Annotated in this window: 15 protein-coding genes; 12 read left to right on the top strand and 3 right to left on the bottom strand. The window is 65.0% G+C overall.

Annotation, left to right across the window (positions count from 1 at the left end; genetic code table 11):
* Positions 1 to 2 precede the first annotated feature (2 nt).
* The 6 genes from DOM45_RS07235 (at position 3) to DOM45_RS07210 (ending at position 10,828) form a co-directional block, all read left to right on the top strand.
* The gene (locus DOM45_RS07235; protein ID WP_110598931.1) at positions 3 to 2,069 is read left to right on the top strand and encodes a type IV pilus secretin PilQ; all 2,067 of its coding nucleotides are present in this window, start codon (positions 3 to 5) and stop codon (positions 2,067 to 2,069) included.
* A complete protein-coding gene (aroK, locus tag DOM45_RS07230; protein ID WP_110598929.1) occupies positions 2,069 to 2,629 on the top strand; it encodes a shikimate kinase AroK in 561 nt (186 codons plus the stop codon). Before DOM45_RS07235 ends, aroK begins: the two co-directional genes overlap by 1 nt.
* 5 nt (positions 2,630 to 2,634) lie before the next feature.
* Positions 2,635 to 3,747: a 3-dehydroquinate synthase gene (gene aroB / locus DOM45_RS07225; protein ID WP_110598927.1), complete on the top strand. Its 1,113-nt coding sequence runs from the start codon at positions 2,635 to 2,637 to the stop codon at positions 3,745 to 3,747.
* A 628-nt stretch (positions 3,748 to 4,375) separates the two neighbouring features.
* Positions 4,376 to 8,827, top strand: coding sequence for a glutamate synthase large subunit (gene gltB, locus DOM45_RS07220; protein ID WP_110598926.1), 4,452 nt, complete (start codon positions 4,376 to 4,378; stop codon positions 8,825 to 8,827).
* Between the two features lie 96 nt (positions 8,828 to 8,923).
* Positions 8,924 to 10,354 carry an FAD-dependent oxidoreductase gene (locus tag DOM45_RS07215; protein ID WP_110598924.1) on the top strand — a complete coding sequence of 477 codons (1,431 nt, stop codon included), beginning with the start codon at positions 8,924 to 8,926 and terminating at the stop codon, positions 10,352 to 10,354.
* A 234-nt stretch (positions 10,355 to 10,588) separates the two neighbouring features.
* The gene (locus DOM45_RS07210; protein ID WP_110598922.1) at positions 10,589 to 10,828 is read left to right on the top strand and encodes a hypothetical protein; all 240 of its coding nucleotides are present in this window, start codon (positions 10,589 to 10,591) and stop codon (positions 10,826 to 10,828) included.
* Between the two features lie 34 nt (positions 10,829 to 10,862).
* Here DOM45_RS07210 and DOM45_RS07205 read toward each other — a convergent pair whose 3' ends face one another.
* The gene (locus tag DOM45_RS07205) at positions 10,863 to 12,056 is read right to left on the bottom strand and encodes an NAD(P)/FAD-dependent oxidoreductase (RefSeq protein ID WP_110598920.1); all 1,194 of its coding nucleotides are present in this window, start codon (positions 12,054 to 12,056) and stop codon (positions 10,863 to 10,865) included.
* Between the two features lie 262 nt (positions 12,057 to 12,318).
* On the opposite strand from DOM45_RS07205, the gene DOM45_RS07200 reads away from it, so the two are divergent.
* The 4 genes from DOM45_RS07200 (at position 12,319) to eno (ending at position 17,773) form a co-directional block, all read left to right on the top strand.
* Positions 12,319 to 13,629 carry a solute carrier family 23 protein gene (locus tag DOM45_RS07200; protein WP_110598918.1) on the top strand — a complete coding sequence of 437 codons (1,311 nt, stop codon included), beginning with the start codon at positions 12,319 to 12,321 and terminating at the stop codon, positions 13,627 to 13,629.
* Between the two features lie 122 nt (positions 13,630 to 13,751).
* A complete protein-coding gene (locus DOM45_RS07195; protein ID WP_110598916.1) occupies positions 13,752 to 14,474 on the top strand; it encodes a gamma-glutamylcyclotransferase in 723 nt (240 codons plus the stop codon).
* 141 nt (positions 14,475 to 14,615) lie between these two features.
* Entirely contained in the window at positions 14,616 to 16,274 is a 1,659-nt protein-coding gene (locus DOM45_RS07190; protein ID WP_110598914.1) for a CTP synthase, read from the top strand.
* 206 nt (positions 16,275 to 16,480) lie between these two features.
* Positions 16,481 to 17,773: a phosphopyruvate hydratase gene (gene eno, locus DOM45_RS07185; RefSeq protein WP_110598912.1), complete on the top strand. Its 1,293-nt coding sequence runs from the start codon at positions 16,481 to 16,483 to the stop codon at positions 17,771 to 17,773.
* 94 nt (positions 17,774 to 17,867) lie between these two features.
* Here the strand turns inward: eno and fdxA are convergent, their stop codons facing one another.
* The gene (gene fdxA, locus DOM45_RS07180) at positions 17,868 to 18,191 is read right to left on the bottom strand and encodes a ferredoxin FdxA (RefSeq protein WP_110598910.1); all 324 of its coding nucleotides are present in this window, start codon (positions 18,189 to 18,191) and stop codon (positions 17,868 to 17,870) included.
* A 240-nt stretch (positions 18,192 to 18,431) separates the two neighbouring features.
* Positions 18,432 to 21,014, bottom strand: a complete 2,583-nt coding sequence (gene mutS / locus DOM45_RS07175) for a DNA mismatch repair protein MutS (protein ID WP_110598908.1) — start codon at positions 21,012 to 21,014, stop codon at positions 18,432 to 18,434.
* 322 nt (positions 21,015 to 21,336) lie between these two features.
* Between mutS and DOM45_RS07170 the strand changes: the two genes are divergently transcribed.
* Together DOM45_RS07170 and DOM45_RS07165 are read left to right on the top strand one after the other, a co-directional pair.
* Entirely contained in the window at positions 21,337 to 21,522 is a 186-nt protein-coding gene (locus tag DOM45_RS07170; RefSeq protein ID WP_110598906.1) for a hypothetical protein, read from the top strand.
* A gap of 204 nt (positions 21,523 to 21,726) precedes the next feature.
* Positions 21,727 to 22,266 (top strand): CinA family protein, encoded by a 540-nt coding sequence (locus DOM45_RS07165; protein WP_110598904.1) that lies wholly within the window; start codon positions 21,727 to 21,729, stop codon positions 22,264 to 22,266.
* Positions 22,267 to 22,356: the final 90 nt, after the last annotated feature.

Below are 22,356 nucleotides of genomic sequence, written 5' to 3'. Positions count from 1 at the left end.
CCATGACTCTTCGACGGCATTTCGCCGCTTTGATCGCGACGCTGATTCTGTGGGCGGTGGCGCTCCCCGCCTCGGCGGCCTCCACCCTGACCGCGATGACATTCACCGACCAGGGCTCGGGCCGCCTGGACGTGGGCCTCGACTTCGTCGGTGGCGTTCCGGAGGTTCGCGGTTATCGCACGGACTCTCCGCCCCGGCTGGCGCTGGATCTGCTGCAGACCCGGAGCGGTCTGTCCCAGCCGAGCTTCGCCATCGACAGCGCAGGAGTCAGCGGTGTCAGGGTGCTGGAGGCCGGGGCGCGCACGCGCCTGGTGTTCGAGCTGGAGTCGACGACCGGCTATCGGATCGAGCGAATGTCGAACCGGGTCGTCGTTCACCTGGGTGTCGACTCCGGCGTATCACCAACAGCGGCCTCGTCCGCCGAAAGTGTCGACGCCCCGGAGAGGGTGTCGGCGGAGCCCCGCGTCACCGCGATCGATTTTCGTCGCGGCACAGGGGGCGAGGGGCAGCTGCAACTGGAACTCGATCGTGCCGGGGTCGCCGCCGAGGTCAGCGGCCAGGGGCGGCAGGTTTCGGTCACGTTGCCGGGTGTCACCCTGCCCGATGAACAGTATCAGACGCTCGATGTCGCGGACTTCGGCACCCGCGTCCAGCGTATCGTGCCGCGGCGCAGCGCGGGCGGGGTGACCTTCGACATCTCCGCGTCCAGTGCCGTGGAGCCGCTGGTGACGCAGAACGGGCGTCGCCTGACGATCGATCTGGCGGCCATGGGAACGATCGAGCGTCCCGAGCCGGAGGATCGACCCAGTTACACCGGGCACCGCATCACGCTAAATTTTCAGGACATCCCGGTTCGTGACGTGCTGTCGATCATTGCCGAGGAGTCCGGGCTCAACGTCGTGGCCAGCGACGGCGTGCAGGGGAACGTGACCCTCAATCTCACCGACGTGCCTTGGGATCAGGCGCTCGACCTCGTGCTGCGCAACCACGGCCTGTCGGCCCGGCGCGAAGGCAACGTGATGATGGTGGCGCCCACCGGCGAGCTGGCGAGCCTGCAGCGTCAGACGCTGGAAACCCGCGAGCAGTCCGAGCAGCTGGCGCCGCTGAGCACGGAGTTCGTGCAGATTCGCTATGCCAAGGCCGACTCTCTCGCCGCGCTGCTGCGCGGCGGGGAGGGGGTGGGGATGATGTCGGAGCGTGGCCGGGTCACCGTCGATCCGCGCACCAATACGCTGATCCTGCAGGATACGCGCGATCAGTTGGACGCGATCCGACGGACCATCGACCACCTCGATGTCCCGGTGCGCCAGGTGCAGATCGAGGCTCGCATCGTGATCGCGAGGGATAGTGCGACCCACGAGCTGGGCGTCAACTGGGGGCTTTCCTCGCCAAGGGGCCGTCGCTTCGATCTGAGCGGGGCGGCCGACGGCAATCCTTCGACGGTGCCGACGACCTCGGATGACCCCGCTCCTTATGGCGGCGGATTGGCGGTCGATCTGGGCAATGCGACCAATCCGGCCAGCGCCTTCAGTTTCGGCTATCTCTCCGGGGACGTGTTGATCGACCTCGAGTTGCGTGCCCTGGAGAGCGAGGGCAAGAGCCAGACCATCTCCCAGCCCAAGGTGATTACCGCCAACCAGCGCACCGCGGTGATCAAGCAGGGGCAGGAGGTGCCGTATCAGGAGGCCTCCTCCAGCGGCGCGACGACCACCGAATTCAAGGAGGCGGTGCTGTCGCTCGAGGTGACGCCGCAGATCACGCCCGACGATCGCATCATCATGGATCTGCGCATCAACAACGACGATATTTCCGATACGCGATTCGATGGCGCGCCGGCGATCGATACCAACGAGATACAGACCCAGGTACTGGTCGACAACGGCGAGACCGTGGTGCTTGGCGGGATTCTGACCTCCGAGCAGCTGCGTACGCTGTTCAAGACCCCATTCCTGGGCGACATTCCCGTACTGGGCAATCTCTTCCGCTATACCCAGGAAAGCAACGAGAAGGTAGAATTGCTGGTATTCATCACGCCCAAGATCATCGAGGACGGACTGGCCATTCGCTGATGCGGTCGCTTCCCAATCTTTTTCTCATCGGTCCCATGGGGGCCGGCAAGAGCACAATCGGCCGCCTTCTGGCGGCCGAATTGCAGCGCGAATTCCTGGATAGCGACCATCAGATAGAGGGTCGATGCGGGGCGAACATCCCATGGATTTTCGACGTCGAGGGCGAGCAGGGGTTTCGTGATCGAGAGACGGCCATGCTCGACGAACTCACCCAGCGCAGCGAAGTCGTGATGGCGACGGGTGGCGGTGCGATCATGCGTGAAGTCAATCGACAGCTGCTGCGGGAGCGGGGTACGGTGATCTACCTGGCCACCACCGTCGAGCAGCAGATTCGACGCACCTCGCGGGATCGCAACCGGCCGCTGCTGCAGAATGCCAACCCGGAGCAGGTGCTGAGGGATCTGTTCGCGATCCGCGACCCGCTCTATCGGGCCACGGCGGATGTGATCGTGCGGACGGATCGCCGCGGTCCCAGAAGCGTGGTCGGTGATATCCTGCGCCGTGTCTCCCGTCTCGCCGAGCCGCTCGGTGACTCGTCGCCACTCTCTCACCAAAGGTAATCCCCATGTCGTCAGTCTCTTCGCTTTCGGTGGAATCGCTGAGCGTGTCCCTGGGCGAGCGCAGCTATCCGATTCACGTCGGCGCGGGCGTTCTGGCGAGTCGGGAGCATCTGCTGCCGTATCTGGCGGGCCGCCAGGTGATGATCGTGACCAACGAGGTGATCGCCCCGCATTACCTGGCGGCGCTCAAGCAGACGCTGGCCGGCGCCGATCTCGAGATCCGGGAAGTCATTTTGCCCGATGGTGAGGCGACCAAGACGCTGGCATCGGTCGAGCGGATCTGGGACGCCCTGCTGGCTGCCGGCTTCAATCGCCGCTGCACGCTGATCGCGTTGGGTGGCGGCGTCATCGGCGACATGGCGGGGTATGCAGCCGCCAGCTATCAGCGCGGTGTCGCGTTCATCCAGATTCCCACCACGCTGCTGGCCCAGGTCGACTCCTCCGTGGGCGGCAAGACGGGGGTCAATCACCCGCGTGGCAAGAACATGATCGGCGCGTTCTGGCAGCCTCGGGCGGTGATCGTCGACACCGACACCTTGCGAACGCTGCCGGCCCGGGAGCTGTCCGCAGGGTTGGCGGAGGTGATCAAGTACGGCCTGATCTGGGACCTCTCCTTCCTCGAGTGGCTGGAGGAGAACCTGGCCGCACTCCGGGCGCTCGATGAGGCCGCCATCCGCCACGCCATTCGTCGCAGCTGCGAGATCAAGGCGGAAGTCGTCGCCGAGGACGAGACCGAGCAGGGCGTGCGGGCGCTGCTCAACCTGGGGCATACCTTCGGTCACGCCATCGAAGCGCACCAGGGCTACGGCAACTGGCTGCACGGTGAAGCGGTGGGCGCCGGCATGATGATGGCGGCCCGACTATCCGCCGACCGCGGCTGGCTGAGCGAGGCCGATGTCGAGCGCGTCGCGGCGATTCTGATCGCGGCGGATCTCCCGGTCACGGCTCCGGCCAACATGCAGGCCGGGGATTTTCTCTCTCGCATGCGCCTCGACAAGAAGAACCTCGACAGCCGGTTGCGGCTGATTCTGCTCGAGGCGCTGGGGCGCGCCGTGATCCGGGACGATACCGAGGCCGAGCTGCTCCAGCGACTGCTGGAACGCTTTCCACGAGGCTGATGCGCTACGGCGCCGACATCTCTCTTCACCGGTTCCATCCTATCCTCCTTCCCCGCGGCGGCGCTGTCCCGGCGGCGCCGGTCGCCGGCCCGTGCCGTTCGCAGAAACCGCTTCGAAAATTGACGCTGCTCCGGTAGAGCCTCGCCATGGTCTTGCAGGGTGACCAGTCGTGGAGCTCGCCTGGCCACAATCAAGGTGTCGACAGCTGTTCTTTCCGAACGTTGTCGATATAATTGGTATGCTTCATGCCGTATCGGTATGGGTGTCGCGCCTGGGTCTCACGACGATCCGGGCCATTACGCGCAAGGCATTAGACTTTGGTCTATGTCGAAGTCTAAGCCTTTGTGCTAGCAGTGTATTTTGGTTGGGTCTTTCGCTAAGTCTTCGATTTTAAATGTATTTGCAACGAGAAAGCCCGGCGCTCGAATTGCGCTGAAGAGGCTGACTGGCTATTCTGTCCGGCCTTTTTGCGCCCCGTCGGCCTCTGAACTGTCGGCGGCTCGAGACGAAAATCGGGCTATGGCACCGCTGGCGATCCAGTCGGAAAAATAAGAAAACCGTTAATTATCTCTTTATACCGGACCGAATACAATACCCTGTATTCCGAACAGCTTTGTGAGGCACGCCCATGATGAGAGGTCTTCACCAGCCTGGCGAATTCCGCGACAACTGCGGTTTCGGCCTGATTGCTCATATGGAGGGGCAGGCCAGTCACGATCTGCTCAAGACGGCGATCGAGTCACTGACCTGCATGACCCACCGTGGCGGCATCGCGGCGGATGGCAAGACCGGCGATGGCTGCGGCCTGCTGCTGAAAATGCCGATGAGCTTCATGCGCGCGCTGGCCGAGGATCAACTGGGCGTCACCCTGGGCGAGCGCTTCGCGGTCGGCATGGTGTTCTTCCCCGATGACGATGCTCGCGAGCAAAGTGCCCGCGAGACGCTGGAAGGCGAACTCGCCGAGCGGGGCCTGAGCGTCAAGGGGTGGCGTGACGTGCCTACCGATCCGAGCGTGTGCGGGCCGATGGCGCTCGAGTGCCTGCCGCGCATTCGTCAGGTCTTCGTCGAGGGGGAGGTCTCCCAGTCCGACGCGGCGTTCAACGTCGAACTGTTCATGGCGCGGCGCCTGGCCGAGCAGAAGCTGCGCCAGGAAGAGGAGTTCTACGTCTGCTCGCTGTCGTCCAAGGTGGTCTCCTACAAGGGCCTGATGATGCCCGCGGATCTTCCCACCTTTTACCAGGATTTGGGTGACGAGCGTCTCGAGACCGCGGTCTGTGTCTTTCACCAGCGCTTCTCGACCAATACGGCGCCGCGCTGGCCGCTGGCGCAGCCGTTCCGCTTCATGGCGCACAACGGCGAGATCAACACCATCGAGGCCAACCGCGGCTGGGCCAACGCGCGCAAGGCCAACTTCGTCAGCGAACTGCTGCCGGACATCGACGGCCTCGACGAGATCGTCAACACCACCGGCTCCGACTCGTCGAGCATGGACAACATGCTCGAGGTGCTGCTGACCGGCGGCATGGATCTCTACAACGCGGTGCGCATGATGGTGCCGCCGGCTTGGCAGAACGTCGAAACCATGGATGGCGACCTGCGCGCCTTCTACGAATACAACTCCATGCACATGGAAGCGTGGGACGGCCCCGCCGGCATCGTGATGACCGACGGCCGCCACGCCGTCTGCATGCTCGACCGCAACGGCCTGCGTCCGGCACGCTGGGTGATCACCGACAACGGCTATATCACCCTCTCCTCCGAGATCGGGGTGTGGAACTACTCCCCTGAATCGGTGGTGGCCAAGGGTCGCGTCGGGCCGGGTCAGATTCTCGCCGTCGATACCGAGACCGGCGAGGTGCTGCATACCGACGATATCGATCAGCGACTCAAGTCCGCCTATCCCTATCGGCGCTGGCTCAAGGAGCACGCCCACTATCTCGAGTCGGCCCTGACCGAGCTGGCGCGCTTCCAGCCGTTCGAGACCGAGGAGCTCAACGTCTATCAGAAGATGTTCTCGGTGACGTTCGAGGAGCGCGATCAACTGCTTAGGCCGCTGGCCGAAAGTGGCCAGGAAGCCGTGGGCTCGATGGGCGACGACACGCCGATGGCGGTGCTGTCGCGGCAGAACCGACTGCTCACCGATTTCTTCCGCCAGAAGTTCGCCCAGGTCACCAATCCGCCCATCGATCCGCTGCGGGAAGCGATCGTGATGTCGTTGGAGACCTGCTGCGGGGCCGAGCTGAACGTGTTCGAGGCCACTCCCGAGCATGCCCACCGGCTGATCCTGACCACCCCGGTGCTGTCACCGCGCAAGTTCACCGCGCTGGTGACCCAGGAGGATCCGGCGTTCGCCTCGGTGCGGCTGCCGTTGCACTACGATCCGGAGACCACCTCGCTGCGCCAGGCGCTGATGGCGCTCTGCCAGCAGGCGGAGCAGGCGACCCGCGATGGCAAGGTGATCCTGGTGCTGTCGGATGCCGAGCTGGAAAAGGGCAAGCAGCCGATCCAGGCGCTGCTGGCCACCGGCGCGGTCCATCATCATCTGGCCAAGCTGGCGCTGCGTCCTCGTGTCAACATCGTTGTCGAGACCGGCTATGCCCGTGACGCCCATCAGATGGCGGTGTTCTTCGGCGTCGGTGCCACCGCGGTCTATCCGTACCTGGCTTATCAGGTGATGGCGGACATGCACCGCACCGGCGAGCTGGTCGGCAATCCGGCGGACGCCCGCGAGAACTACCGCAAGGGCATGCAGAAGGGGCTTTACAAGATTCTGTCGAAGATGGGTATCTCGCAGATCTCCTCCTACCGGGGCTCGCAGCTGTTCGAAGCCGTCGGTCTGGGGTCGGAGGTGATGCAGATGTGCTTCGACGGCATGATGTCGCGCATCGAGGGGACCGGCTTCAGCGAGCTGCAGATGCAGCAGGAACTGGCCGCACGCGATGCCTGGATTCCGCGCAAGGGCATCCGCCAGGGCGGGCTGGTCAAGTTCGTCCATGGCCACGAGTACCACGCCTACAATCCCGACGTGGTGATGATGCTGCAGCAGGCGGTCCAGCAGGGCGATTACGCCAAGTGGAAAGCGTTCGCACGGCTGGTCAACGAGCGTCCGGTGACCACCATCCGCGACCTGCTGAAGCTCAAGCCGGCCCCCGAGCCGTTGCCGTTGGAAGAGATCGAGCCCGTCGAGAGTCTGCTGCTGCGCTTCGACAGCGCCGGCATGTCGCTGGGGGCGCTGTCGCCGGAGGCCCACGAAGCGCTGGCCCAGGCGATGAACGAGACCGGCGGGCGCTCCAACTCCGGCGAGGGCGGCGAGGACCCGGCCCGCTACGGCACCATCCGCTCCTCCAAGATCAAGCAGATCGCCTCCGGGCGCTTCGGCGTCACCCCAGCCTACCTGGTCAACGCCGAGGTGCTGCAGATCAAGGTGGCCCAGGGCGCCAAGCCGGGCGAGGGCGGCCAGCTGCCGGGCGGCAAGGTCAACGAGATGATCGCGCGGCTGCGCTACGCCGTGCCCGGCGTGACCCTGATCTCGCCACCGCCGCACCACGACATCTACTCGATCGAGGATCTGGCCCAGTTGATCTTCGACCTCAAGCAGGTCAACCCGAGCGCGCAGGTCTCGGTCAAGCTGGTCTCCGAGCCGGGCATCGGCACCATCGCCACCGGGGTGGCCAAGGCCTATGCCGATCTGATCACCGTCTCCGGCTACGACGGCGGCACCGCGGCGAGCCCGATCACCTCGATCCGCCACGCTGGCAGCCCGTGGGAGCTGGGGCTGCCCGAGGTGCACCAGGCGCTGCGCATCAACGGCCTGCGCGACAAGATCCGGCTGCAGACCGACGGTGGCCTCAAGACCGGCCTCGACGTGGTCAAGGCGGCGATCCTGGGGGCGGAGAGTTTCGGCTTCGGCACCGCGCCGATGGTGGCGCTGGGCTGCAAGTACCTGAAGATCTGCCACCTCAACAACTGCGCCACCGGCGTCGCCACCCAGCATCAGGAGCTGCGCGATGAGCATTTCCGCGGCACCGTCGACATGGTCAAGCACTACTTCCGCTTCATCGCCGAGGAAGTGCGGGAACTGATGGCGCTGCTGGGTGTGCGCCAGTTGACCGACCTGATCGGGCGCACCGACCTGCTCGAGATGCTGGAGGGCGAAACGGCGGCGCAACGCAAGCTGGATCTGAGCCCGCTGCTGGCCAACGACTTCGTGCCCAAGGAGGCGCCGCAGTTCTGTCAGGTCAGCCGCAACGTGCCGCATGATCCCGGCACCAAGAATCAGGAGGTGTTCGAGGCGCTGCTGCCGGCGATCGAATCGAAGTCCGGGGGCGAGTTCACGTTCAAGATCACCAACTGCGATCGCTCGGTGGCGGCACGGGTCTCCGGCGAGATCGCCAAGCGCTACGGCGAGGCGGGGCTGGAAGATGCCCCGATCACGGCGCGCTTCACCGGCGTCGCCGGGCAGAGTTTCGGGGTGTGGAACGCGCGCGGGCTGAACCTGTATCTGGAAGGCGATGCCAACGACTACGTCGGCAAGGGCATGAACGGCGGCAAGGTGGTGATCGTGCCGCCCAGGGCCAGCCGCTTCAAGAGCCACGAGACGGCGATCATCGGCAATACCTGCCTCTACGGCGCCACCGACGGCAAGCTGTTCGCCGCCGGCATGGCCGGCGAGCGCTTCGGTGTGCGCAACTCCGGCACCCACGCCGTGATCGAGGGCGCCGGCGACCACTGCTGCGAATACATGACCGGCGGTCTGGTCTGTGTGCTCGGCAAGACCGGGATCAACTTCGGGGCGGGCATGACCGGCGGTTTCGCCTACGTGCTCGACGAGGATCGCGGTTTCGTCGATCGCTACAACCATGAGCTGGTGGAGATCCATCGGATCAACACCGAATCGATGGAAGCCTACCGTCGCCACCTGCGCGAAGTGATTACCGAATACGTGGAAGAGACCGACTCGCCACGGGGGCACGCGATTCTCGAGGATTTCTCCGACTTCATCCGCCATTTCTGGCTGGTGAAGCCCAAGGCCGCAAGTCTCAACGGTTTGCTGGCCCAATCCAGGCGGCAGCCTGAGTAAGAGGCGGCGACGGCCCCAGTGCCCCGGGATTCACCCCCGGGGCACGGGCATCCGCCGGAATCCGAGAGCGTCGTCGGCCCAGTGAGGAGAGGGAACATGGCAAACCGTTTGAGCAACGACTTTCAATTTATCGATGTGGGGCGGCGCGATCCGCAGAAGAAGGATGCACGCAGCCGGGCGAAGGAGTTCGCCGAGATCTACGAGCCGTACAAGCCCAGCGAGGCGGCCAGCCAGGCGCACCGCTGCCTGCACTGCGGCAACCCGTACTGCGAGTGGAAGTGCCCGGTTCACAACTACATTCCCAACTGGCTCAAGCTGGTCAGCGAGGGCAATATCCTGGAAGCGGCGGAGATGTCCCACCGCACCAACTCGCTGCCGGAGGTGTGCGGTCGGGTCTGTCCGCAGGATCGGCTGTGCGAGGGCGACTGCACGCTGAACGACGGCTTTGGTGCCGTCACCATCGGTTCGGTGGAGAAGTACATCACCGACACCGCGTTCGCCATGGGCTGGCGTCCGGACATGTCCAACGTGGTCATGACCGACAAGCGCGTGGCGATCGTCGGGGCCGGCCCGGCGGGCCTGGGCTGTGCCGATGTCCTGGTCCGCAACGGCGTGAAACCGGTGGTGTTCGACCGCTATCCGGAGATCGGCGGGCTGCTGACCTTCGGCATCCCCGAGTTCAAGCTCGAGAAGCACGTGATGGAGCGCCGTCGCGCGGTGTTCGAGGAGATGGGCGTCGAGTTCCGGCTCAATACCGAGATCGGCCGGGACATCACCTTCGAGCAGCTCGACGCCGAGTTCGACGCGGTCTTCCTCGGCATGGGCACCTACAAGTACATGGTCGGCGGCTTCCCGGGCGAGGAGATGGATGGCGTCTACAAGGCGCTCGACTTCCTGATCGCCAATGCCAATCACCACATGGGTTTCGAGAAGAATCCGGCCGACTACGTCTCGATGCAGGGCAGGCGGGTCGTCGTGCTTGGCGGTGGCGATACCGCGATGGATTGCAACCGCACCTCGATTCGTCAGGGCGCGGCCAGCGTGACCTGTGCCTATCGCCGGGACGAGGAGAACATGCCGGGCTCCAAGCGCGAGGTGGCCAACGCCCGCGAGGAGGGGGTCGAGTTCCTGTTCAACCGCCAGCCGGTGGCGATCGTCGGCGAGGGCAAGGTCGAGGGCGTCAAGCTGGTGCGCACCCGCATGGGCGAGCCGGACGACAAGGGGCGACGCAGCGCGGAAGTGGTCCCGGGCTCAGAGGAGATCCTGGCCTGCGACGCGGTGGTCATCGCGTTCGGCTTCCAGCCCAGCGAGATCGAGTGGTTCGAGACGCATCAGATCGAGATCGACGAGCGCGGCCGGGTGCTGGCGCCGGAAATCCCGGCGCAGATGGAGCGCTTCGCCTACCAGACCAGCAACGAGCGTGTGTTCGCCGGTGGCGATATGGTGCGGGGCTCCGACCTGGTGGTGACGGCGGTCTACGAAGGGCGCCAGGCGGCGGAGGGGATTCTCGACTACCTCAAGGTGTGAGGCCGGCCGGGCGCTTAGCGCGCTCGGGCACCGGTTCGTCATGAGTCGCGAAGGACGCCAGCGCTGGCCTCGGTGCCAGCGTTGGCGTCTGTCGTTGATAGCCTGGGCCGGCGCCAATCATGCGCCTCGACGACTCGAGCGAGAAAAGCGCTCATCCCCGGCGGTGGTATAAAGGGGAGCCAGCCTTTACAGTGGCGCGCCCAACATGAATCGCAGACTTTGGAAGGCCAAACCATGATCAGGCTCGAACGTAATATCCTCGACCAGGCGAATACCCACCTGCGCGTGCTGGAAGATCACGTGCTGGATCAGGACGGCGGCGACCAGGCCATTCTGGTGAGCGGCCAGTTGAACGCGCTGTTTTCGCTGGCCAAGCTCAACGACAGCGGGATGTCGGACGAGTGTGTCGGCATGCTCGAAGAGATCGAGCGCCGCTCCAACATCCTGACTTCCCGCTTGCCGACGCGCGGCTGAGGCGCCGCTCCGCTGACCGTCGCGCCGGCCCGTATCAGTCCATGGCGATACGGCCGACCAGCGTCTCGACGCGCTGCGGCGAGGAGTCCGCGAGGACCTCTCGCGCCTCGTCGAGTCGATCGGCGTCCAGATTGAGCAGCAGTACGCCGGCCACCTTGCCGTCCTCCAGGTAGTAATAGACCCCCCGGCCGGAGTCGGGATTGGCGTCCTCGACGATGTCCAGCGAGCTGTCCATGTGGCCCACCGCTTTCCAGGCAAAGTCGAAGACGTTGGAGTAGAAGTAGGGCGTGTGATCGTAGGTCTCGTCGCTGCCCGCCATGATCCGCCCGACGGTCTGGCCCATCTGATTGGCGTTGTCGACGTGTTCGGCATGCCAGCGGCCGAGGATCCGATCCGGATAGGTCGCGACGTCGCCGGCGGCGAAGATGGCCTCGTCCGCAGTGGTCAGGCGGGCGTCGACGAGAATCCCGCCGTCGGTCTCGAGGCCTGCCTCCTCGGCCAGCGCCACGCAGGGCTCGACGCCTAGCCCGAAGATGGCCGCGTCCGCCTCCAGGCTGGCGCCGTCGTCCAGCGCAAGGGTGACGCTGCCATCCTCTTCGCGCCCGCCGGTGACCTTGCGTCCGCCCAGGAGAGTGACGCCTGCGTCGAGGTAGGCCCGGTGCAAGCGATCGGCGACGCCGGGCGGGAACATCGCGCCGCCCAGCACGTCCTCGGGGTGGATCAAGGTGACCCGACAGCCGTTCTGGACCAGCGCCGCGGCCAGTTCCGTGCCGATATAGCTGCCGCCGACAACGGCGACGTGCAGGCCCTGATCGGCCAGCCGCCGCAGGCAGTCGTAGTCCTCGACGGTGCGGAAATAGCGCACGTGCTCGCTTGACGGCAGATCGATCGTCACGGGGGCGCCACCGGTGGCCAGCAACAGCCGGCCGTAGCCGAAGGTATCGCCGCTGGACGTCGTCACCGTCCGCTGCTGGCGGTCGATGGCCGTGACTCGGGTATCGGTATGAAGCGTCGTGCCGGCGTGCTGTTCCGGCTGCATCCAGATCTTGTCATAACCGAAATCGGGGTCGGTCCACAGTTTCTTCGAGAGCGCAGGGCGGGTGACCGGCCCGTTGGGCTCGGCACCGAGGATACCGATGGTGCCCTCGGCATCACGCTCGCGAATGCCTTCCACGGCGTTGGCGGCAACCATGCCGGCGCCGACGATCAGATAGTCGTAACGTTGCATATCCACTCCCTGGCATGTCTTGAGGTTGGGACGCCACCGCTCCCGATGGCGTTGGGGGGCTTGGCCCGACCGCGCGGGCGATGCGTTCAGCGTAGTTCACCCGCGACGCTCCACGCCAAGGTGCGATGGCGGGAAGCATCCGATCGGCGCTGCCGTTAGAATGCGCGTCGGGCCGTCGCTCGTCGCTCACGCTGACTACCACCGCTTCCCTGTGCTCGAATGCCGCCGGCGCCGTCCGGTACTGCTCTGGAGAACAAACTCGATGTCATCCTGGTTTCCCCGCTGGCGGCGCGTCGATGCCGCTCGTCACCAAGGCCTGGTCGCGCCCGACGAGGCGTTGCCGCCGGCGCAGACGCTGCTGATGGGCATCCAGCACGCCGTGGCGATGTTCGGCTCCACGGTGCTGGCACCGCTGCTGATGGGTTTCGACCCCAACCTGGCGATCCTGATGTCGGGAATCGGCACGCTGCTGTTCTTCGTGATCGTCGGCGGGCGGGTTCCCAGCTACCTGGGTTCCAGCTTTGCCTTCATCGGCGTGGTGATCGCCGCCACCGGTTACGCCGGCAGCGGCGGCAACCCCTCCATCGCTCTGGCGCTGGGGGGCATCATCGCCTGTGGCGCGATCTACACCCTCATCGGCGTGGTGGTCATGGCGCTGGGCACGCGCTGGATCGAGTATCTGCTGCCGCCGGTGGTAACGGGGGCGATCGTGATGACCATCGGCCTCAATCTGGCGCCGGTGGCGGTCTCCAGCGTGAAGGGATCCAGTTTCGACGCGGCGATGGCGCTGGTGACCATCCTCTGTGTCGGCCTGGCCGCGGTGCTGACACGTGGCATGCTCCAGCGGTTGCTGATTCTGGTCGGTCTGGCCGCGGCCTACGCCATCTATGCGCTGGTCACCAACGGTCTGGGTTGGGGAGCGCCGATCGATTTCTCGGCGATCGGTGCGGCCGATTGGTTGGGGATGCCCGCGTTCACGGCGCCCTCGTTCAGCCCCCATGCGATCGTGCTGATCGCGCCGGTCGCGATCATCCTGGTGGCGGAGAACCTCGGCCACATCAAGGCGGTAGGAGCGATGACCGGACGTGATCTCGACCCTTATATCGGCCGGGCTTTCGTCGGCGACGGCCTGGCGACGATGGTCTCCGGGGCATCCGGCGGCACCGGCGTGACCACCTATGCCGAGAATATCGGGGTGATGGCGGTGACCCGGGTCTACTCGACCCTGATCTTCGTCGCCGCCGCCGGTTTCGCCATCCTGCTCGGTTTCTCGCCACGTTTCGGCGCATTGATCCAGACCATTCCCGGCCCGGTGCTGGCCGGCACCTCGATCGTGGTGTTCGGGCTGATCGCGGTGGCCGGCGCCCGTATCTGGATCCAGAACGGTGTCGATCTGGGCGATAACGTCAACCTGATCGTGGCGGCGGTGACCCTGGTGCTGGGTGCCGGCAATTTCTCCATCGACTTCGGCGGCTTCACCCTCGACGGCATCGGGACGGCCACCTTCGGTGCGATTCTTCTGCATCTCGTGCTGCGTCGTGGCGCCGGGCGCAGGCAGGGCGTTGCCGGTTGATGCCGATCCGGGCTTCGTTTCAGGCCCGTTGAACGTTAGTCTTGGGTGGCACATGGGTCCAAGCCGTAGCGCGACCCGGGCCACCCCAACCCTTGTCGATCGCGTCCGAGATAGAGTCCCCAATGAGCGAGTCGCAGTCCCTCGATAACCATGCCGACGAACAGGCGCCCACGACGCAGTCGATAGCGATGACGCGCGAGGTGCTGGAGCAGGACCTGATTCGCCGTCACTTCGAGCATGTCTACCCGGAGGTGGCGTTGAAGAGCCACCAGGAGCTGCGCAGCTCGATCCAGCACATTCTGGCCACCGCGCCCCCTGGCGTCCAGTTGCGGGATGGGGTGTATCTCTTCGCCTATGGCTCGCTGATCTGGAATCCGTGTGTCGAGGTCGCCGAGCGTCATACGTGTCGGCTCTACGGCTACCATCGCGACTTCTGCCTCAAGCTCGATCACGGCCGCGGCACTCCCGAGACCCCCGGGCTGATGCTGGCGCTGGCGCCGGGCGGTTCCTGCCATGGCGTGGCGCTGCGCGTCCCCGGCGATCACCTCGAGCGCGAACTGGAGCTGGTATGGCGGCGCGAGATGCTGACCGGTGCCTATCGGCCTCGCTGGATCAAGCTGAAGACGGACGTCGGCCCGATATGGGGAGTCGCCTTCGTGATCAACCCGCATCACGAGCGCTACATCGGTCGGCAGCCCGACGAGACGGTGGTGCACCTGCTGCGTACCGGCCGCGGCGTGCTGGGATCCTGCCGCGAGTACCTCGACAACACGGTCGGCGATCTGCACGCGCTCGGCATCCGGGACCGGCGGCTGGAGTCGCTGCAGCGCGCCGTCGCCGAATGATGCGGCCCGGGGCGTGACGAGGGCGCGATCCAAAATTGAGCCTTTCGCACGAGTCTGGTAATCTGACGTCCCATCCTGGCCCGACTTTCTCCCCCGGGTCTTTTCTCACGAGCTTTACGACCACGATTCGACAGGTTTTCCATGACACGATATATCTTCGTGACCGGCGGCGTTGTGTCCTCACTGGGCAAGGGCATTGCGTCCGCTTCGCTGGCTGCGATTCTCGAGGCCCGCGGCCTCAAGGTCACCATCCTCAAGCTGGACCCGTACATCAACGTCGATCCGGGCACCATGAGTCCGTTTCAGCATGGCGAGGTGTTCGTCACCGAGGATGGCGCGGAAACCGATCTCGATCTGGGGCACTACGAGCGCTTCATCCGTACCAAGATGACCCAGAGCAACAACTTCACCACCGGTCGGGTCTACGAGCACGTGCTGCGCAAGGAGCGTCGGGGCGATTATCTCGGCGGTACCGTGCAGGTGATCCCGCATATCACCGACGAGATCAAGCACCGCGTGGTCAAGGGGGGGGAAGGCTACGATGTGGCGCTGGTGGAGATCGGCGGCACCGTGGGCGATATCGAGTCGCTGCCGTTCCTGGAGTCGATTCGCCAACTGCGTAGCGAAGTCGGCGCCAATCGTGCCCTGTTCATGCACCTGACCCTGGTGCCCTACATCAAGACCGCCGGCGAGACCAAGACCAAGCCGACCCAGCACAGCGTCAAGGAGCTGCGCTCGATCGGTATCCAGCCCGATATCCTGATCTGCCGCAGCGAGGTCGAGCTGGAGGAGAGCGAGCGGCGCAAGATCGCGCTGTTCACCAATGTCGAGGAGCGCGCCGTCATCCCGCTGCAGGATGCCGACACCATCTATCGCATCCCGCTGATGCTGCACGAGCAGGGTCTCGACGATATCGTCTGCGACAAGTTCCGTCTCGACGCCCCGCAGGCGGACCTGGCCGAATGGATCCATGTCCTCGATGCCAAGCTCAACCCGCTCAAGACGATCAACATCGCCATGGTCGGCAAGTACATGGAGCTGCTCGACGCCTACAAGTCGCTCAACGAGGCGCTGATCCACGCCGGCATCCAGACCCGGGTGAAGGTCAATGTCGAGTACATCGACTCCGAGCTGATCGAGCGCCACGGTACCGAGCGCCTGGCCGGGAAAGATGCGATTCTGGTGCCGGGCGGCTTCGGTGAACGGGGCGTCGAGGGCAAGATCCAGACCGCCCGTTTCGCGCGCGAGAACGATATCCCCTATCTCGGTATCTGCCTCGGCATGCAGGTGGCGGTGATCGAGTTCGCCCGTCACGTGGCGGGTTGGGCCGATGCCAACTCCACCGAATTCACTCGCGAGACCCAGCACCCGGTGGTCGGCCTGATCACCGAGTGGATCAACCCCGAAGGGCAGATCGAGCTGCGCGACGAGGCCTCCGATCTGGGCGGCACCATGCGCCTCGGCGGCCAGGAGTGCCGACTCAAGCCGGGCTCCAGGGCACACGAGGTTTACGGCCTGGACACGATCACCGAACGCCACCGCCACCGGTTCGAGGTCAACGAGCAGTTCGTCGAGCAGCTCGAGGCGGCGGGGCTGGTCGTCTCCGGCAAGAGCGGTGATCAGGCGCTGGTCGAGATGATCGAGCTGCCTGACCATCCCTGGTTCGTGGCTTGCCAGTTCCACCCCGAGTTCACCTCGACCCCGCGCGACGGCCATCCGCTGTTCACCGGTTTCGTCAATGCGGCGCTGGAGCACAAGGCCCAGCGCCAGCGCCAGCACGGCATGGCCCATCAGGAATGACCGCGTGACCCGGCGGGGGATGAAGCGATTCATCCCCCGCTGTCGTTGGAGAGACTGGACCAGGGATGCCTGCGCTGGCTAAGCTCCGGAACTGCTAACATGATGGAATCACCGCGCCCGGGCCCTCTCGCCGGGAACCGGGCGCTTCACGCTCGACGTACCGAGTGATCAACCGAAAGAGCTTTCAACCGACAGGACGACGTAACATGGCTGAGATCGTTGATATCCGCGCCCTCGAAGTGCTCGATTCCCGCGGCAACCCCACCGTGCAGGCGCAAGTCACGCTGAGTGGCGGCATCACTGGCAGCGCCTGTGCGCCCAGCGGCGCTTCCACCGGTTCTCGTGAAGCGCTGGAGCTGCGTGACGGCGACAAGTCGCGCTATCTGGGCAAGGGCGTGCTGAAGGCCGTCGACGCGGTCAATGGCAAGATCCGCGAGCGCTTGATGGGCATGGATGCCAGCGACCAGCGGGCTCTCGACGACGCCATGCTGGCGCTGGACGGTACCGACAACAAGGCCAGCCTGGGGGCCAACGCGATTCTCGCGGTGTCGCTGGCCGCGGCCAAGGCGGCGGCGATCGCCAAGGGCGTGCCGCTCTACGCCCACATCGCCGAACTCTACGGCCAGCCGGATCACTACACCATGCCGGTACCGATGATGAATATCCTCAACGGTGGCGAGCATGCCGACAACAACGTCGACATTCAGGAGTTCATGGTCCAGCCGGTGGGCGCGCCCAACTTCCGCGAGGCGCTGCGCATGGGTGCGGAGATCTTCCATGCACTGAAGAAGGTACTCTCCGCCAAGGGGCTCTCCACCTCGGTGGGCGACGAGGGCGGTTTCGCGCCGAACCTCTCCTCCAACGCCGAGGCCCTGGCGGTGATCAAGCAAGCGGTCGACGATGCCGGTTACCACCTTGGCAAGGATGTCACCCTGGCACTCGACTGCGCCTCCAGCGAATTCTTCAAGGATGGCAGCTACGACCTCGCCGGCGAGGGCAAGCAGTACGACGCCGCGGGATTCACCGACTACCTGGCCGATCTCTGCAATCAGTATCCGATCGTCTCCATCGAGGATGGCATGGACGAATCGGACTGGGATGGCTGGAAAGCGCTGACCGACAAGCTGGGTGACAAGATTCAGTTGGTCGGTGACGACCTTTTCGTCACCAACACCCGGATATTGAAGCGGGGTATCGACGAGAAGATCGGCAACTCGATCCTGATCAAGTTCAACCAGATCGGCTCGCTCTCCGAGACGCTGGACGCGATCAAGATGGCCCAGGATGCCGGCTTTACCGCGGTGATCTCACATCGCAGCGGCGAGACCGAAGACACCACCATCGCCGATCTCGCCGTGGGCACCGCCGCCGGCCAGATCAAGACCGGCTCGCTGTGCCGCTCCGATCGTGTCGCCAAGTACAACCGCCTGCTGGTGATCGAGCAGGAACTGGGTGACAAGGCCGCCTACCCGGGGCTGAAGGCGATAAAAGGGCAGTAATGTCTGCCTGATCGATTGAAACGCAAGAAGGCCGCTCATCGAGCGGCCTTCTTGCGTTCTTCGGCAGTGAGTGTCCGATTTGCGTAATAGCAGATCAGCGTTCGAGCAGCTCGATCTTGTTGGGCTTGCCATCCCACTCCTTGGCGTCTTCCGGCGGATCCTTCTGCTCGGCGATGTTGGGCCACACTTCGGCGAGCTCGGCATTGAGCTCGATGAACTGCCGCTGCCCCTCGGGCAGCTCGTCTTCCGAGAAGATCGCTTCGGCGGGGCATTCCGGTTCACAGAGGGCACAGTCGATGCACTCGTCGGGGTGAATGACGAGGAAATTGGGCCCCTCGTAGAAACAGTCCACCGGGCAGACTTCGACGCAGTCGGTGTATTTGCACTTGATGCAGTTCTCGGTGACGACGAACGTCATGGGTGTTCTCTCCTGATTGACGGCCCGGCCAGGCGACGCGTTTTGCCACAGCCCTAAGTCAAAGCTCTATGTCACAGCTCTTGGTCACGGTGCTGGCGGATATGAGACGTTGTTGAAATCACCGATTTCACGGTGCCGCCGCGTGCTGCGCGAATGGCGCCATATTTTAGGCGGCTGGCGCCAGCTCCGGCAAGCCGCCACGTGGAACATCGAGGAATGGCGTTATAGCTTCCTCGTCGCTCAGCGTTGATCGCGCCAGGCATAGAGCAGATCCAGCGCCGCCCGCGGTGTCAGCGAGTCGACGTCGAGCGACTCCAGTGCTTCGAGCACCGGATGCGGTGTCGCGGCGAACAGGTCCGCCTGCTGCGGGGCGGCGGCGTGGGCGGCCACGCCGCGCTCGGCGGGGGCGACCGGGGGCTGCTCGAGGCTGGCCAGCTTCTCCCGCGCGCGGGCGATCACCGGCTGTGGCACGCCGGCGAGCTGGGCGACCTGGAGGCCGTAGCTCTGGCTGGCCGGCCCCTCCTCGACGCGGTGCATGAAGACGATCCCGTCGCGATGCTCCGCGGCGGTGAGATGCACGTTGGCGACGGTCTCCTGCTGTTCGGCCAGTGCGGTCATTTCGAAGTAATGCGTGGCGAACAGGGTGAAGGCGCGCTGGCTGGCGAGATGCTCGGCGCTGGCCCAGGCCAGCGAGAGGCCGTCGAAGGTACTGGTGCCGCGGCCGATCTCGTCCATCAGCACCAGGCTCTCGGCGGTGGCGTTGTGGAGGATGCTGGCGGTCTCGGTCATCTCCACCATGAAGGTGGAGCGGCCACCGGCCAGGTCGTCGCTGGAGCCGATCCGGGTAAAGATCCGGTCCACCGGGCCGATCTCGGCACTCTCCGCCGGAACGAAACTGCCGGTATGGGCGAGCAGGGCGATCAGCGCCGCCTGACGCATGTAGGTCGACTTGCCGCCCATGTTGGGGCCGGTGATGACCAGCATGCGGCGATCGTCATCGAGGATCAGGTCGTTGGGCACGAACGGGTGCTGGCTGACATGTTCGACCACGGGGTGGCGGCCGCCGAGGATATGGAAACCCGGTGTCTCCGAGAGCCTCGGCCGCACGAACTCCAGGTTCTGGGCGCGTTCGGCAAAGGCGCAGAGCACGTCGAGCGCACCCAGCGAGCGACCGGTGGCCTGCAGCGCGTCGAGTTCGGCATTGAGGGTATCGATCAGGCTTTCGTAGAGCAGCTTCTCCCGCGCCAGCGCACGCGACTTGGCCGACAGCGCCTTGTCCTCGAACTCCTTGAGCTCGGGGATGATGAAGCGCTCGGCGTTCTTCAGCGTCTGGCGACGGATGTAGTCCGCCGGCACCTCGCGGGCCTGGGCGCGCGGGATCTCGATGTAGTAGCCGTGAACCCGGTTGTAGCCGACCTTGAGGCCGGGCAGGCCGGTGCGTTCGCGCTCACGAAGCTCGAGCTGGACCAGGTAGTCGCCGGCATGCTCGGCCAGGCCGCGATACTCGTCGAGTTCGGCATCGAACCCTTCGCGGATGACCCCGCCATCCCGGATCACCACCGGCGGGTTGTCGATCAGTGCCTGGGTCAGGGTGGCGGCCAGTTCGGGATAGGGGTGGATATGGCGGGCGAGGTCGTCCAGTGCGCTTTCGCCCTCGATACGCTCGAGGTCGGCCTGCAGTGTCGGCAGCACGTTGAGCGCGTCGCGCAGGCGGGCCAGATCCCGGGGCCGGGCGCTGCGCAGTGCCACGCGGGCCAGTATCCGCTCGACATCGCCAACTTCTTTGAGTGGCTCGCGGATCAGCAGGTACTGGTCGGCGTCGAGCAGCAGTTGTACCGCTGCCTGGCGGGCACCGATCTGATGCCGGTCACGCAGTGGCCGATTGAGCCAGCGCTTGAGCAGACGCGACCCCATCGGCGTGACGGTCGTGTCGAGCACGCTGGCCAGGGTGTTGTCGCCGCTGCCGCCGAGGTTGATGTCGATCTCGAGATTACGGCGGCTGGCGGCATCGATCACCACCGATTCGTCACGGCTCTCGACGCTCAGCGCGGTGACGTGGGGCAACCGGGAACGCTGAGTGTCCCTGGCGTAGTCGACCAGCACTCCGGCGGCGACCAGCGCGGTTTCGAGGTGGGTGCAGCCGAAGCCCCTGAGATCCGCGACCTCGAACTGGTCGCACAGCAGGCGATTGGCCGTTTCCAGGTCGAAATGCCAGTCGTTCTGACGTTTCAGGCCGCGCCGCTCCGTCAGCGACGGCGGGAGGTCGAGGCTTTCGGCGATCAGCAGTTCTGCGGGCTGCAGGCGATGAATCTCGGCCAGCATGTCGGCCTCGCCATCGATCTCGAGCACGCTGAAGCGGCCGCTGGAAAGTTCCAGCCAGGCAATGCCCCAGCGTTCGCCGGTGCGATGGAGGGCGACCAGCAGGTTGTCGCGGCTGGCATCGAGCAGCGCTTCGTCGAGCAGCGTTCCCGGTGTGACGATGCGCACGACGCGGCGCTCCACCGGCCCCTTGGCCGTGCTCGGATCGCCGATCTGCTCGCAGATGGCCACCGACTGACCGGACTTGACCAGGCGCGCCAGGTAGGACTCGACGCTATGGTAGGGAATACCCGCCATGGGGATCGGCTTGCCGGCCGACTGGCCACGGGCCGTCAGCGTGATGTCGAGCAGTTGCGAAGCCCGCTTGGCGTCGTCGTAGAAAAGCTCGTAGAAATCGCCCATCCGGTAGAAGAGCAGTACATCCGGATGCTCGCGCTTGATCTTGAGATACTGCGCCATCATTGGCGTATGCTGGGTGCTCTTGCTGGAGGCCGCGTCCTGCATGGGTTTCAGGGTTACTCCGTTTTTCTGTGGGGCATCAATGGGGTCAAAGCGCCGCGTCTCGGCATCTCGATCCAGATGCGCTCGGCCTCGGACTGGCTCTCGGTGTCGATCCCTTTCGTATGGACCTTCACCAGCATCGAGTCGTCCTTGTGCCCCGTCTGCTTTGCGATGAGGGCAAGGTTACCACGCGGTGGCCGGGTCCGGCACCGCGCGACGCGGCGGTCGCCTTAGAGGGGATCATGCATCAGGTGTAGTGATTTCAGCCTGAGTGCCCGCCGATAACTCGTTACAGTGTGTGAAATCGGCACTCGAGGACTCACATATGGCCCGGTTGGTGCTCAACCACCTCAGCGATTCCACGTATCGCCTGTTGGCTATCGAAGCCAACAAGCGTAACGTGAATCTCAGCGAACTGGCCGTCGTGCTGCTGGAGATCGCCGTCGCCGAACTGGCGGCGCGTCATCCGGCGATGATCCCCCCGGATCGGGATCCCCGCGAACCGGACTGAACCGCCTCCCGCCGTCGCCTTGCCCCGTCAGGGCGTGCTCGACCCTTCGCGATACCAGACATCCTCACAGCACTTCCGCAACCATTGCACGACCCAGGATTCTCCGCATACTGAATGACGGTCGGTTTTCCGTTGGTGCTCGGTCGCTGCTATCCGGAGAGTGAAGGTCGGCGAGTGGGACGAGCCCTGAGAGAGGAAGTTGTCATGACGAACGCGTCGATACCGCGTCAGGATGCCGAATCGGATTGCGAGGCGCTCTCCCGGTGCCTGGGGGAGGCCTGTCTGGCCCAGGACATCCGGCTGACCACGGCGGAATCCTGTACCGGCGGCGGCGTGGCCAGCGCCATCACGGCGATCGCCGGCAGCTCCGCCTATTTCGAGACCGGTTACGTGACCTATGCCAACGCGGCCAAGCGGCGCCTGCTGGGAGTGTCCCAGGCCACCTTGGAGACCCATGGCGCGGTCAGCGAGCAGACCGTCAGGGAGATGGTCATCGGCGCCTGCCGCGACAGCGGGGCCGATCTCGGTGTCTCGGTCAGCGGCGTCGCCGGCCCGGCAGGGGGCAGCCCGGACAAGCCCGTGGGTACGGTGTGGTTCGCCTGGGGCAACCAGCACCATCAGCGGGTGGAGCGTCATCACCTGCCGGGCGATCGTCGGCAGGTCCGGGAGGCGGCGGTTGCCGTGGCGCTGTCGGGGCTGGTCGAGTCGGTGACGGAAGGTCGGCCCGGCGGGCCTCGGCGATGAAAGGGTCGTCGACGTCCGACGCTTCGCGACGGCAGGATTGAAAATCTTCGGCGGGGGATAGGCGAGAGCGCTTTTTTTCGCCATACTACT

Source organism: Salinicola lusitanus (genome assembly GCF_003206045.1).
Classification (GTDB): domain Bacteria; phylum Pseudomonadota; class Gammaproteobacteria; order Pseudomonadales; family Halomonadaceae; genus Salinicola; species Salinicola lusitanus.
Note: the sequence above shows the minus strand (reverse complement) of the source record. Positions and strands in the feature narration are given on the sequence as shown.